Here is a 13476-nt window from a genome sequence, read left to right as displayed (position 1 = left end):
TTAATGGATAGATAGCATCATTACCTTATAACAATACTGGGGTGAACCATGTCCACCAATACTGTCACCAATACTGAACATTTATCATCGGCTACCAGCAAAGCTATTCGAAAAATAATACCGATGGTGGTATTAATGTTCATACTCGCTTATTTAGACCGTTCAAATATCGGATTTGCTAAACAAGCGTTTCAATCATCAACAGGTTTAAGCGATGCCGCTTATGCATTCGGTGCAGGTATCTTCTTTATCGGCTACGCACTCTTTGAAGTTCCAAGTAATATTTTATTATATCGAATAGGTGCTCGAGTTTGGTTGTCACGTATTATGGTGACTTGGGGTCTCATTTCAGCTGCCATGATGTTTGCTCACGATGAAACGACTTTTATTGTGTTGCGTTTCTTACTCGGGGTAAGTGAAGCTGGTTTCTTCCCAGGCGTTATTTTATATCTCACCTTTTGGTTTCCACAAAATATCCGTGCCCGTGTCACCGGTTACTTCTTATTTGGCGCACCTCTAGCCTTTATTATTGGTGGGCCACTATCCGGTTCATTATTGGCATTGGATGGTACATCCTACGCGTTCGGATTACATGGCTGGCAATTGATGTTCGTTGTTGAAGGTTTATTAGCATCCATTGTCGGTGTTTGGGTATTTTTCTACCTTGATGATCGCCCAGAAAAAGCAAAATGGCTTTCTGACGATGAAAAAAAGGCACTTTCAACGAAACTAGCTCAAGAAGAAGATGCAAAAAAAGGCCACAGTCCAAAGGGTGCATTGAGCGCACTGCTGGATATTCGCGTACTTTATCTGTGCTTAATTTGGTTTACTGTCCAAGTTTGTGGCTATGGAATTTACTTTTTCCTACCAACACAAATCGCCACCTTATTGGGTACTAAAGTCGGATTATTAGTAGGTTTTGTTACCGCAATTCCACCTCTGTGTGCCGCCATCGCTGTTTACTATGTTCCTCGTCTTTCAGAGCGCTTAAAAGAACGACGTAAAGTGGCTTCAGTTACCTTTATGTTAGGTGCCGCAGGCATCGCAGTATCAGGGTTATTTGATAGCATCCCAATTATTGCTATCATTGCTCTTTGTGTTGCAGCAGCGGGTCACTTAGCGATGCAACCACTGTATTGGACCTTCCCATCCGCATATTTAGGGGGAACTGCCGCCGCTTCAGGTATCGCGCTTATAAACTCAGTCGGTAATCTAGGTGGATTTGTTGCACCTAATCTGAGAGTTTGGGCTGATACAACATTTGAATCTGCGCGTGCGGGGTTATATTTCATCGCCTTAGTGGCCTTTATTGGCGGACTTTTAATTCTGACATTAAAAAGATTCGGGATTGAAAAGAAATTTGAATATTAAGTTTTATTAAATTAATTAATCTCCCAAGCAATTTTATATTGCTTGGGAGATTTCTATTTATCACTTTTTATCGATTCAAAAATCATCACGCTTAAAATTATGTTGATAATATAAAATGTTATTTTTATTTTCTGTAAATCAATATCAAATAGATAAGTTCAACATTGAACATAACCCCACCTAATGTCATGATAAGAACAGCCTATTCATGCAGGGAGCATTCAAGTGAACATATCCGTACAAAATAGTAATATTGCTCTAACTCATGAGAATATTCTTGATGTATTACAAACAAATAGCTGGTTTAGTAATTTACCCAGTTATTTAATTGATATCCTGATGCAATGTGCAACGCTACGTTTTTATAATGACAGTGAAATGGTTCACTACCAAGGCGATCCCGCTCGTGGATTATATGCCGTTATCCAAGGCTCGGTTAAAGTCAGTTCAATTTCGACTGATGGACGTGAATGTGTCTTTCGCTACTTATCGCCAGGCAATTGGTTTGGTGAAATAGCAATGTTAGATAAATCAGCACGCACCCATGATGCTAAAGCGATTAGCCCGACTATCTTGCTAACGATTACCCCTAAAGATTTGACACTTATCTTAGAAAAATATCCTGTCTTTTATCAATCATTAAATATCCTACTCTGCAAAGTTATTCGTAATGCATTTACCATTATTAACGACTCTGCGCTACTTTCTGTTTCTGCTCGTTTAGCAAAACGCTTACTCAGCCTTGCGGAGGGTTATGGCGAACCCCATGAAAAAGGTACTCAACTAAGTTTGTATCTCACGCAAGATGATTTAGCTACAATCATCAATACCACGCGACAGACCATTAACAAACGTCTTGTAGCATGGGAAAAGTTAGGTTGGATAGATGCAAAATACGGAAAAATTGTGCTCGTCAACCTTCCCGCCTTAAAGCAAATTTCAGAAGATGATGAAGACTAATCTATTTTTATAATTAATATGCGCCCTTTTCCACGTTAATCATGACTATCAACAATCGGACTATCAGCAAAAATATAGCGATCCATATTAAATTCAAAATCATCACTAGTTGCATTAAATAGCATCTTCTTAGTGTTTTCTAAATGCAACCACATTGCTTGTCGAGCGCCTTTAGGGTCTCGATGCGCCAATGCTTGAAGAATTTTATCGTGTTCATCACACCAACTCTCAATAGAACGATTATCAATGTGCTCATGCAGTTTTATCCAATAAGGATTACGTAAACGTTGGCTCCACATCTGTTCAACAATCACTACCATCGCACTATTGTGTGTCGATGCCGCCACCTGCATATGAAACTTTAAATCCCACTGAGAATCACGAAATCGGTCCTCTTTTCGGGCATTTTTTTGAATCTCAACCAATTTCAAAATATCTTCTTTTGTGGCTTGAGTCGCGGCAAATTCAGCAATGTGACTTTCAATCAATTGTCTTGCTTGCAGTAATTCAAAAGGACCGCAATGGCTAAACTCAAGTCCATTCTCTGCTTTGACTGAGTTATTGGACAGGTTACTGATGACATGTATACCAGAACCTTTTCTAACATCCACATAGCCTTCGACTTCTAGCATGATGATCGCTTCACGGATCACGGTGCGGCTGACATTCATTTCGTCAGATAACAAACGCTCCGCAGGTAGTTTGGTGCCTACAGGATATTCATTATTTTCAATCCGTTCCTTAACTAACGCTGCAATTTGCTGATACAGACGCTGTTCATTCTCTGGTGAGCTCATTCATTTCCCCTTTCACGTTGCTATCGATGATAGCCAGCACACAATAGCTCAATTATAACGAATTTTATCATCCATGGGTTAAATAACCACAGACCCATAAATAAATTCACCTAAAATTGGTATAATAACTTTTAAAGATATAAACCATGACATATAATGTGTGAAAACTAACCACTAAAATTGAAATCACTTAACCCTGAATAGCACTTTTTTCCTCAAATCTGATTTAAAGCTAGGGATTAAAAACATAATGAAAGATATTATTAAAATACACCCAAATGACAATGTCGCAGTAACACTCATTGATAGGCTAGCAGGTGATAGTATTTCTATTGATGATCAAACCATTACGCTAAAAAATGCAGTTGATCGCGGACATAAAATCGCACTAACCGCCATTGAAGCAGGCGGAAATATTCTCAAATATGGCGCACCAATTGGCCATGCAACAACCGCAATTACCGTCGGTGAACATGTGCATACCCATAACGTGGCTACCAATTTAAGCGCATTAAGTGAGTATGAGTATCACCCTGCACATAATACTCTTTCGGCAACGCGAATTGATCCAGACGTGCAACTTTATCGTCGTCAAAATGGCGATGTGGCGATTCGCAATGAAATCTGGGTGATCCCAACCGTCGGTTGCGTCAATGCGCTCGCCAGAAAAATGATCGACCAATTCAACAAACAGCATTGTGATGAATTAGGTATTGATGGTGTTTATTTATATAACCACACCTTAGGCTGTTCTCAATTAGGGGACGACCACTTAACCACACGCACCATTTTACAAGATTTAGTGAAACACCCGAATGCAGGTGGCGTATTAGTGATTGGCCTAGGCTGTGAGAATAATCAAGTCGCCGCCTTTAAAGAAACCCTCGGTGAACATGACAACGAACGCGTAAAATTCATGGTATGTCAGCAACTTGATGATGAAATTCAAGTAGGTATAGAACACTTAAACACGCTTTATCAAGTCGTTAAGCAGGACAAACGCGTTACAGGCAAGCTCAGTGAGGTCAAATTTGGCCTTGAATGTGGGGGGTCAGACGGATTATCGGGTATTACCGCTAATCCACTACTGGGTTGTTTCTCTGATTTTCTGGTTAGCCATAACGGCACCACCGTATTAACCGAAGTCCCTGAGATGTTTGGTGCAGAACAAATTTTAATGAATCACTGCCATGATGAAAATACATTCAAAAAAACAGTCAACATGGTGAATGATTTCAAACAATATTTTATTGAACATGACCAACCTATTTATGAAAATCCATCACCGGGCAATAAAGCGGGTGGCATTTCAACTTTAGAAGAAAAATCATTAGGTTGTACCCAAAAAGCAGGTACCAGTCAGGTGATGGATGTCTTAAAATATGGCGAGCGGTTAGCCGTTAACGGGTTCAATCTACTCAGTGCTCCCGGAAATGATGCGATAGCAACCAGTGCATTGGGCGCAGCTGGTTGTCATATGGTGTTATTCACCACAGGCCGAGGAACCCCTTATGGTGGATTTGTCCCAACGCTTAAAATAGCGACCAACAATGAACTTGCGGCGAAAAAACCACATTGGATTGATTTCAATGCTGGCGCACTATTAACAGGTAAAAGCATGGACCAGTTATTAAATGACTTTATTCAGCATGTCGTGAAAATTGTTAATGGTGAACAAGCCAAAAATGAAATTAATGATTTTCGTGAATTAGCTATTTTTAAAATGGGCGTGACACTTTAATACGCGACTTGCTGATAGCACTAAATATATGAGTGCTATCAGCGCAAACAGATAAAAGTCATCGTATCGCTATTTTTGATATATGGTAGGATTACCGTTGGTATGACTATTTTCAACTTATTAGCAGGGTATACGATGATAGATCTAAAACTTCGAGAATCTAGAGATAGCCTCTCAACCAAAGAAAAACAAGTCGCCGAGTACATTATTGCTAATAAGAGAGACATTCAGAGCATGAGTATCCAATCTCTTGCGCAAGAAAATAAAGTCAGTACGACCACAATTTTACGCTTATGTCACAAACTGGGTTACCAAGGCTTTAGTGAATTAAAAATAGATTTAATTTCCTCTATTAATCACAAATCGTATGGCACCTTTCTTCAAGAAGATATCGATATTAATGATCCGATGGAAACGATTAACTACAAAGTTAGTCAAATTGAAAAATCATCCATTGAAGAAACCTGCGCACTCGTTAATTTAAATGTATTTGCGCAAGCCAATGAACTAATTCGTAAAGGTCAAAAAATTGTTATTTATGGTGCAGGAAGCAGCGGCTTAGTGGCAAAGGAATTTGAATATCAGCTAATCAAAATCAAAAAAGATGTTAACTGCCACCTTGATTACAGCATCCAATTTAGTATCGTTAATACGTTAAATGAAAATGACCTCGTTATTGTTATTTCACATTCGGGTGAAAATCATGAGTGCATTAAGCTATTAACCCTAGCTCGGGAACTTAACGTCCCCACAATAGCTATCACCAAAATGGGACAAAGCTCTGTATCTTCGCTTGCTGAAATTATCTTACACACCACCTCAACTGAAAATATTTCTCGTATTATTCCTATACGCTCTAAAATTTCACAGTTAACCGTAATCAACATGCTAATAACTAATTTATTTGTTGGTCAATATGATGAGCGAATTTCCAAGCAGATAAGCACCAGAGCAGAGCGTTTTTCTCGCCTAAATAGTAATAACTAACGATCCCCTGCATTCATTAAAAATATTTCATTTCCCTTTTTCTTCACTGGCTGCTGTTGCAGCCTCGATCTTGCTCACAAAAATGATCCTTTTTCACGACTAAGACTATTCATTGTTATTTTTTGTGATATTGTTACTTCGAATCAATAATAATATAGTAATTTTATTACTAATAAAAATAACGAAAAACAAATAGCGATAAAGGGGAAAAAATGAGATCTGAAATTCCTATCATATTGGCAAGCCATGGGCCTTTCGCTCAAGGGCTACTTGAATGTGCTGAAATGTTAATTGGTGAACAAGAAAATATTGCCGTCATATCCATCAAAAAAGAAAGCAATATTAACCAAGTTAGAGAACAATTTTTCGACACATACCAAAAAATAAACCAAGGAAACGGCGTTTTAATTTTAGTCGATTTATTGGGCGGTTCACCTTGTAATTTAGCCAGTGAATTAGTGTTAACACAAAATGATGTCGCCTTGTACTGCGGTATCAATGTGCCAACATTACTCGAAATTTTAGGTAACCGCGATTTATCACTGAATGAACTTCATCAAATCATTATTGAAGTATTCCCTGATAGCTGCGTCAAAGTCGGGGAAAATCTAAAACCAACAGAACAATTCGACAGTGAATTATAGAGGATCATTTATGCCAATTAATGTAGCTCGAATAGACGATAGATTGATCCACGGCCAAGTTATTACCACTTGGGTTAAAAATTTTGACATTGAACAAATCATTATTGTGAATGACAAAGTCGCAGATGACAAAGTTCAACAGTCTGTACTCACCATGGCGGCACCACCGGATCTAAAAGTGGTGGTTTTTGCAGTTGATAAGTTTATCGATGTCCTGAAAAAAACCGAAATAAAACGACGCACTATGTTGCTATTTACCAATAGCGTCGATGTGAATAAGTTGGTTGAAAATGGCTTACAACTTCAAAAACTCAATGTGGGTGGCATGCGGATGCAAGAAGGACGCCGCAATTTATCTCGTGCAGTTGCTGTCACGCCCGAAGAAGAACAAGCATTCCAATCGATTATTAATCATAACATTGCAGTTGAAATTCAAATGGTTCCAAAAGATTCCATTGTTGAATTGAAAACATTGCTCAATTAATTCATTTGCTGAGGCTTATTTTTATCAATAAGCGGGGAGTTTATTATGTTAGTTGAAGCAATTCTAATCGCAATATGGGCTGGAATATGTTCTTTAGATGATGTCGGTCCGCAAATGTTAAGACGCCCACTGCTCACGGGAACCGTAGCCGGGATCATCATGGGTGACATGGTTCAAGGGCTGGCTATAAGTGCCACTTTAGAGTTGATGTGGATGGGGATTGGCAACGTCGGGGCATATTCTGCTCCTGATATTATTGCCGGCTCAATTATTGGTGTGGCGCTGGGTATTGCATCAAATGGCGGTATTGCCGCAGGGATTGCACTCGCCGTTCCGGTTTCTATACTTTGCCAACAATTACTCATTATTTGGCGTTCATTTGCCAGTTTTTTAAATGTGTGGGCAAGTAAATCGATTCTAGATGGTAATTATAGTGGCCTAACTAAGGTTCATTATTTTTCAACACCACTATGGTTTCTTATCCGTGCGATTCCTTGTTTTATTGCCGTTTATTTCGGTAGTGAACTCGTTAATAGCATTCTAAATGCTGTACCTGAAAGTATTCTCACAGGGATGGGTGTTGCTTCTAAATTAATTCCTGCGGTCGGTATTTGCATATTATTACTGATGTTACTAAAAGGCAGAATGTGGTTTTTCTTTTTGCTCGGTTTCATGCTTACCACTTACCTAAAACTACCGATTATTCCTATTACATTTATTGCTCTCGCATTTGCCGTCCTCTATGACATGGCATTTACCAATAGCACGCGTCAAACACCAGAAGAACAACCAGCTTCCCATAAAAATGAAGAAGAGGAATATGACCTATGAACGACGTCACCACTCCTGAAAATAAAAAACTCACTAAAAAAGAGTTAAACGGCATATTTTGGCGAATTCAAACAATGTCATTTTCATATAACTATGAAAAGCTGCAAACAATTGGCTTTGCGCATTGTATGGTGCCCGTGCTTGATAAACTTTACGAAAAAGCAGATCAAGAAACTCGAATTAAAGCCATGCAAAGACACTTTGAATTCTTTAATACGCAAATCAATGCGGGTGCATTAATTCTTGGTGTAACCGCAGCATTAGAAGAAAAAACAACTGAAGAAGAAAAAGATGCAGTTGTATCTGTTAAAGCTGGACTCATGGGGCCATTTGCAGGCCTCGGTGATAGTTTATTAAAATTCACCTGGTTACCGATATGCGGCAGTATTGGTGCTGCATTTGCACTGCAAGGCAATATTATTGGCCCAATATTAATGTTTATTTTATTCAATATCGTCAATATCGGCTCTAAATATTTCTTTATTCACTACGGTTATAACAAAGGTGTTGATTTAATCGAGCAATCGAAAAAATCTAATATCATTCAACGAATTACCAATATAGCTAACGTCGTCGGGGTCATGGTCCTCGGGTCTTTAATCGCCACAACAGTCAAGTTAACGACACCTCTGACAATTTCAGTTGGTGAGCAAACAATTAAAGTCCAAGAGATGTTTGACAAAGTTATTCCTAATTTACTCACTCTGTTGTTTGCCTTAGGAATATTTTTTCTTGTTCGCAAGTTGCAAGGTAAACATACCGTTGCGCTGATTATTGCCATGATGGTTCTTGGTGTTATCTGCTCAATGTTCGGCATTTTAGGATGAAAAAGGGAAATATATGGAAATCGTCGTAAATAGAATTAATGAGTCAACACTTGAACTGAAATTTGATGAAATACCTAAAGGTAAACTCGCCCTCTATTGGACGGATAAACCTAGTAATGAAATTACCCCTAATAATTTCATTACTGATTGCATCGAAAATAACCTAACAGTGCAAGATCCATTAGCGGCTAAACAACGTGTTTATTTTATTCTACAACAAGATGAGTCTCGCACGCTTTTTGCTGAAAGAACGCTACCTGTTGATGGAATGAATAATTTTCGTGACTTTGGCGGCTATACCACCAAGGACAATAGACAGGTAAAATGGGGTGTTTTATACCGTTCAAATCATCTATTTAACCTTAGTGATAAAGCGATTAGCTACCTATCTCATTTAGGTATAAAAAGCATTATTGATTACCGCACGCAAAATGAAATTAATAAATCGCCCAATTGCCACATCGGCGAAAAAAATACTTATCATCTGGATGCAACGGCACAAACAGCTGAATTAGCAGCACAATTTGCTGCCGCGCCGAGCAATGAAGATAAAGCCTTAATTGAAGGGATACTCAATAATATCCCAAAAGAATTAATCAATGGTGAAGGGCAGCAAATATTAGAGCAATACCGCCAATTTGTTGTCAGTGATAAATCTAAACTAGCCTTTCGCCATATGATAAACGTTTTACTTGAGCCCAATAATAGCCCAAGCCTTCAGCATTGCCGGGGAGGAAAAGATAGAACAGGTTACGGAGCATTATTGGTTCTTGCTATGCTTGGTGTACCAAAAGCAACTATTATACAAGACTATATGTTAACCCATCATAATCGCTTGGCGCGTAATGAAATTAAGATGGCGGCTTATCGAGAAATCACACAAGACCAAAATGTTCTCGATTATTTACTTTCACTAATTGATACAAAAGAGATATTTATTATTGAAGTATTTAATGCAATGGAAGAGATATCTGGAACAGTAGAAAATTATATTAAAAATGAACTTCATTTTACTGAGGCTGATTTTAATAAGCTCAAAGAAATTTATTTAATATAATCTCATATAAATACATATTTAAAAAATAGGTTTAATCCATAAAACCGACGACCTTTTATTGTTTAAATAATGGAAATAGCCACATTAATTATACTTCGTGGCTATTTCCATTTCTAATATAAAAAATCACGTACATCCTAACTAACTCAAATAATAGAAAATACAAACTAAATAGTGAAAATTGGCTAGTTATACTCCAACAATCGTCACCCTAATAACAAGGTTTTCTATTTAATCTTTTAATCCAAAATTTACCCTAAATAATTCGGGTTGTCGGTAGGCGACAAGCGAGGATAGCTCGGGGAGCATACATCAGTATGTGACCCGAGTAGCCGAGAGCAGTCAACACCCCGACAGCGCGAAGTATGACGGGTAAAAAAGGGGAAGATTATTTTTGCCCGTAGTATGCGTCAGCCCCATGCTTGCGCAAATAATGCTTATCGAGCAACTCTCGCTGCATGGCATCAACTTGTGGCACTAACTGGCGCGTATGCAAATTCATATACGCAATCTCTTCGAGAACTACGGCATTATGCACTGCGTTGTCTGGCGTTGTTCCCCATGCAAAAGGGCCATGGCTATGAACTAAAACTGCTGGAACATCTTTTGCAGAAATACCTTTTTGCACAAAGGTTTCAATAATGACGTTACCTGTTTCTCTCTCATAGTCTGATGCGATTTCGTTTTCAGTCATTTTTCGAGTGCAGGGAATTTCACCATAAAAATAATCTGCGTGGGTGGTACCTAACGCACTCAATGGCAAGCCAGCTTGCGCCCAAATGGTAGCATGACGTGAGTGAGTATGCACTATCCCGCCGATTTCAGGAAAAGCTTGATACAGGGCCAGATGAGTATCGGTATCCGATGATGGACGATATTTTCCTTCTACGACCTCCCCCGTACTCAATGAAACCACCACCATATCTTCAGCTTTCATCGTTTCATACTCAACCCCTGACGGTTTAATCACCATCAAGCCGCTTTCTCTGTCCACACCGCTGACGTTACCCCATGTAAAGGTCACTAAGTTATGTTTTGGTAATGCAAGGTTTGCATCAAAGACTTGCTGTTTGAGTTTTTCGAGCATGCCAGCCCCCTAATTTTATAAATTACCTTAAGTATCAATAGAAAAGAACAATAACTTGTCTGTCTTTTGCTGATTGATAACCCATCTCTTAGTATTAAGGTAAACAGATTTAGACGATTTAAAAAGCATGCGTATTTACAAAAAATTAACAAACCCCCTTAACTCGGTCATATTCGGGCGCAAATGGTCATGAAAAGTCAATTTCAAGGTCTATTACAACGCCTGAATATGACCGATTTTTTTTATGCTTAGATGAGATGGTCATATTAAAACGCCGTTTAAGTGATTTTAATCACAAAATAAAATGTAAATAATGAATCAATCATTATTTATTAGTGACTTCAATCACTATAAAAATCTTTCTTTTTTCTACGCGAGTATTACTTGAATCTAATCACGACAAAAAAAAAGTGGCTCTGGCAGAATAAATATCGTGGAAAGAATAGGAGCTGAAAATGTTACAAGCCGAACGCCATAAACTAATTTGTTCCCATGTATACCAAAATGGTTCGGCGTTAGTGCGTGAATTATCTCAATTATGTCTAGTTTCACAAGAAACGATCCGCCGCGATTTAACTGCGCTTGAACGTAAAAATAAAATTATTCGTAGCTTCGGTGGTGCAGTTGCTATTGACCAAGAAGAAACAACCGTCCTCAATGTTCTGCCCTCTTCGGTCAAACTCAGTCAAATGGTTGATGGTGCAGAGTCGTTTCGCAAAAGAACCGAAGAACACCCTGATGCAAAAATGAAAATATCTAAAGCTGCGCTTAAACTGATTCAACCCGGCGACTGCATTATGTTAGATAACAGCAGCACTTGTTGGTTTTTAGCCAGACAAATACCAGATATTGATATTACAGTAGTGACTAATTCAGTGAAGATCATCCAAGCATTAGCTTGTCGTGACAGAGTTAGAGTTATTGGCATTGGAGGCGAATATTCAGAACGTCATGACGACTTTCACGGCCCAATTGCAGAAAGTATTATTCGTAGTTTTCAGATAAAAACGTTGTTTTTATCCTGCCAAGGATTCAACATTGAAAGTGGTATCCGTGATGGCAGCGAAATAAATTCAAAACTTAAAAACATCATGTTGCAAGTATCAGAAAATAAAGTCTTACTGGCCGATAATAGTAAATTAGATAAATATGCCTTTAGCCAAGTCTGTACTTTTGATGATATTGACGTATTAATCACAAATAAACTTAATAATGATAATTTCAAATCACAGTTCCCCAACTTAAATATCGTTGAGTGTGACAGATGATTTATATAAATAAACTTTAATAATAATTTAAGTCAGTAAAAATAATATTAATAAATCCTGTTGCTGTTTAAAACAGTGCAATGATATCGGCTATCTGCAATATCAACGTACGCTAATTATATCTATCCGATTATACACAACACCATGCTGATGAAATTTATCTCATTAATATTTCATCAACTTTAAGGAATACAACGATGAATATGAAAAAATTAGTCCTACCTTGTTTAATGAGTGCGGCACTGTTTTCAAATGTTGCCATGGCTGATACACAAAAAGCACAGAAGCCCTTTACCATGGGCGTTGTGGTCAAAGTGGGTGGTATTCCTTGGTTTAATGTTATGGAACAAGGTATTACCGAAGAAGGCAAAAAATTAGGTGTAAATGCTTTCCAAGTTGGACCAACCACCGCTGACCCTGCTGAACAAGTTCGTGCTATCGAAGACTTAATTGCCAAAAAAGTCGATGTCATTGGTGTGGTTCCTAATGATGCTAAAGTCCTTGAACCTGTTCTCAAACGCGCTAAAGATGCGGGTATCAAAGTTATTACTCACGAATCACCAAACCAACAAAATGCCGATTGGGATTTCGAATTACTCGATACCCAAAGTATGGGTGCTAACCATATGAAAGATATGGCTGCTTGCATGGGTGAAGAAGGTAAATACGCCATGTTTGTAGGCAGTTTAACTGTGCCATTAGTCAATGAATGGGCTGATGCTGCCATTGCCTACCAAAAGGCAAACTATCCAAAAATGCAAATGGTTGATGACCGCTTTGGTGTTGCCGAATCTGTAGATGATTCAATGCGTACCGCCAATGATCTGCTATCAAAACATAAAGACTTAAAAGGCATTATGTCATTTGGTTCCCAAGGTCCAATCGGTGCCGGTCGTGCTATCGATAAACGCCGTAAAAATGATACTACCTGCGTGTTCGGTACATTCACGCCAGGCCAAGGCATTAAATTACTCGAAAAAGGCGCCATTGACGGCGGCTATATTTCCAATCCGAAAGTGGCAGGACAAGTGTTTGTTCAAGTCGCCACCGCCATGATGAATGGTGAAGAAATCAAAGATGGCGTGTCTATCGGTGATATGGGGCAAATCAAAGTCAGCGGAAATACGATTCTGAGTGATAACCCAGTTGAATTGAATATCGAAAACACCAAAAAACTGGTTGATGTCGGACTGTAACCGCTACGACTCAATTAATACTTAAAATAAAAATAAACGCATAAAAATACATATTCAAAGTATGACATTTTTTAGTTCGATATATGACAAGTTCTAGTTCTGAATATGAAAGATGCGGGTTCTAAATATGAAAAATACGAGTTCTAAATAATTCGAACTGTAGCTAGGCGACAAATGAGTTACCCCCAAGGAGCATACACAAGTATGTGACTTGGGTTAACGAATG

13 protein-coding genes are annotated in these 13476 nt (G+C 38.4%); 11 read left to right on the top strand and 2 right to left on the bottom strand.

The features are described 5' to 3' along the window. The first annotated feature begins 48 nt into the window (after positions 1 to 48). The gene (locus tag AAZR93_RS10635) at positions 49 to 1371 is read left to right on the top strand and encodes an MFS transporter (RefSeq protein ID WP_294109681.1); all 1323 of its coding nucleotides are present in this window, start codon (positions 49 to 51) and stop codon (positions 1369 to 1371) included. Between the two features lie 225 nt (positions 1372 to 1596). Beyond that, entirely contained in the window at positions 1597 to 2331 is a 735-nt protein-coding gene (locus AAZR93_RS10630; protein WP_294109683.1) for a Crp/Fnr family transcriptional regulator, read from the top strand. Positions 2332 to 2366: 35 nt separating this feature from the next. On the opposite strand, the gene exuR is transcribed toward AAZR93_RS10630, so the two are convergent. Beyond that, positions 2367 to 3128: a transcriptional regulator ExuR gene (gene exuR / locus AAZR93_RS10625; RefSeq protein ID WP_294109684.1), complete on the bottom strand. Its 762-nt coding sequence runs from the start codon at positions 3126 to 3128 to the stop codon at positions 2367 to 2369. Between the two features lie 250 nt (positions 3129 to 3378). On the opposite strand from exuR, the gene AAZR93_RS10620 reads away from it, so the two are divergent. From AAZR93_RS10620 to AAZR93_RS10590, 7 genes are all read left to right on the top strand, one after another. Next, positions 3379 to 4869, top strand: a complete 1491-nt coding sequence (locus AAZR93_RS10620; protein WP_434719798.1) for a UxaA family hydrolase — start codon at positions 3379 to 3381, stop codon at positions 4867 to 4869. A gap of 135 nt (positions 4870 to 5004) precedes the next feature. Continuing rightward, positions 5005 to 5856: a MurR/RpiR family transcriptional regulator gene (locus AAZR93_RS10615; RefSeq protein ID WP_294109688.1), complete on the top strand. Its 852-nt coding sequence runs from the start codon at positions 5005 to 5007 to the stop codon at positions 5854 to 5856. A 212-nt stretch (positions 5857 to 6068) separates the two neighbouring features. Beyond that, positions 6069 to 6500, top strand: coding sequence for a PTS sugar transporter subunit IIA (locus AAZR93_RS10610; protein ID WP_434719797.1), 432 nt, complete (start codon positions 6069 to 6071; stop codon positions 6498 to 6500). Between the two features lie 10 nt (positions 6501 to 6510). Next, positions 6511 to 6984, top strand: a complete 474-nt coding sequence (locus tag AAZR93_RS10605; RefSeq protein WP_294109691.1) for a PTS system mannose/fructose/N-acetylgalactosamine-transporter subunit IIB — start codon at positions 6511 to 6513, stop codon at positions 6982 to 6984. A 45-nt stretch (positions 6985 to 7029) separates the two neighbouring features. Next, the gene (locus AAZR93_RS10600) at positions 7030 to 7815 is read left to right on the top strand and encodes a PTS mannose/fructose/sorbose/N-acetylgalactosamine transporter subunit IIC (RefSeq protein WP_434719796.1); all 786 of its coding nucleotides are present in this window, start codon (positions 7030 to 7032) and stop codon (positions 7813 to 7815) included. Next, positions 7812 to 8642, top strand: a complete 831-nt coding sequence (locus tag AAZR93_RS10595) for a PTS system mannose/fructose/sorbose family transporter subunit IID (RefSeq protein ID WP_336430984.1) — start codon at positions 7812 to 7814, stop codon at positions 8640 to 8642. The genes AAZR93_RS10600 and AAZR93_RS10595 overlap by 4 nt, the downstream gene beginning before the upstream one ends. A 13-nt stretch (positions 8643 to 8655) precedes the next feature. Further along, the gene (locus AAZR93_RS10590; protein WP_434719795.1) at positions 8656 to 9699 is read left to right on the top strand and encodes a tyrosine-protein phosphatase; all 1044 of its coding nucleotides are present in this window, start codon (positions 8656 to 8658) and stop codon (positions 9697 to 9699) included. 388 nt (positions 9700 to 10087) lie between these two features. On the opposite strand, the gene araD is transcribed toward AAZR93_RS10590, so the two are convergent. Then, positions 10088 to 10786, bottom strand: a complete 699-nt coding sequence (araD, locus tag AAZR93_RS10585) for an L-ribulose-5-phosphate 4-epimerase (protein ID WP_294109696.1) — start codon at positions 10784 to 10786, stop codon at positions 10088 to 10090. A 455-nt stretch (positions 10787 to 11241) separates the two neighbouring features. On the opposite strand from araD, the gene AAZR93_RS10580 reads away from it, so the two are divergent. Both AAZR93_RS10580 and AAZR93_RS10575 read left to right on the top strand, forming a co-directional pair. Next, entirely contained in the window at positions 11242 to 12054 is an 813-nt protein-coding gene (locus AAZR93_RS10580) for a DeoR/GlpR family DNA-binding transcription regulator (protein ID WP_336430985.1), read from the top strand. A gap of 203 nt (positions 12055 to 12257) precedes the next feature. Beyond that, positions 12258 to 13250 carry a substrate-binding domain-containing protein gene (locus tag AAZR93_RS10575; protein ID WP_294109708.1) on the top strand — a complete coding sequence of 331 codons (993 nt, stop codon included), beginning with the start codon at positions 12258 to 12260 and terminating at the stop codon, positions 13248 to 13250. Positions 13251 to 13476: the final 226 nt, after the last annotated feature.

It is taken from the genome of Providencia sp. Je.9.19 (assembly GCF_051129765.1).
Lineage (GTDB): Bacteria > Pseudomonadota > Gammaproteobacteria > Enterobacterales > Enterobacteriaceae > Providencia.
Note: the sequence above shows the minus strand (reverse complement) of the source record. Positions and strands in the feature narration are given on the sequence as shown.

Coding starts and splice junctions, on each gene's coding strand:
- AAZR93_RS10635 (WP_294109681.1), top strand. CDS start 49: ATGTCCACCAATACTGTCACCAATACTGAACATTTATCATCGGCTACC.
- exuR (WP_294109684.1), bottom strand. CDS start 3,128: ATGAGCTCACCAGAGAATGAACAGCGTCTGTATCAGCAAATTGCAGCG.
- AAZR93_RS10620 (WP_434719798.1), top strand. CDS start 3,379: ATGAAAGATATTATTAAAATACACCCAAATGACAATGTCGCAGTAACA.
- AAZR93_RS10615 (WP_294109688.1), top strand. CDS start 5,005: ATGATAGATCTAAAACTTCGAGAATCTAGAGATAGCCTCTCAACCAAA.
- AAZR93_RS10610 (WP_434719797.1), top strand. CDS start 6,069: ATGAGATCTGAAATTCCTATCATATTGGCAAGCCATGGGCCTTTCGCT.
- AAZR93_RS10605 (WP_294109691.1), top strand. CDS start 6,511: ATGCCAATTAATGTAGCTCGAATAGACGATAGATTGATCCACGGCCAA.
- AAZR93_RS10600 (WP_434719796.1), top strand. CDS start 7,030: ATGTTAGTTGAAGCAATTCTAATCGCAATATGGGCTGGAATATGTTCT.
- AAZR93_RS10595 (WP_336430984.1), top strand. CDS start 7,812: ATGAACGACGTCACCACTCCTGAAAATAAAAAACTCACTAAAAAAGAG.
- AAZR93_RS10590 (WP_434719795.1), top strand. CDS start 8,656: ATGGAAATCGTCGTAAATAGAATTAATGAGTCAACACTTGAACTGAAA.
- araD (WP_294109696.1), bottom strand. CDS start 10,786: ATGCTCGAAAAACTCAAACAGCAAGTCTTTGATGCAAACCTTGCATTA.
- AAZR93_RS10580 (WP_336430985.1), top strand. CDS start 11,242: ATGTTACAAGCCGAACGCCATAAACTAATTTGTTCCCATGTATACCAA.
- AAZR93_RS10575 (WP_294109708.1), top strand. CDS start 12,258: ATGAAAAAATTAGTCCTACCTTGTTTAATGAGTGCGGCACTGTTTTCA.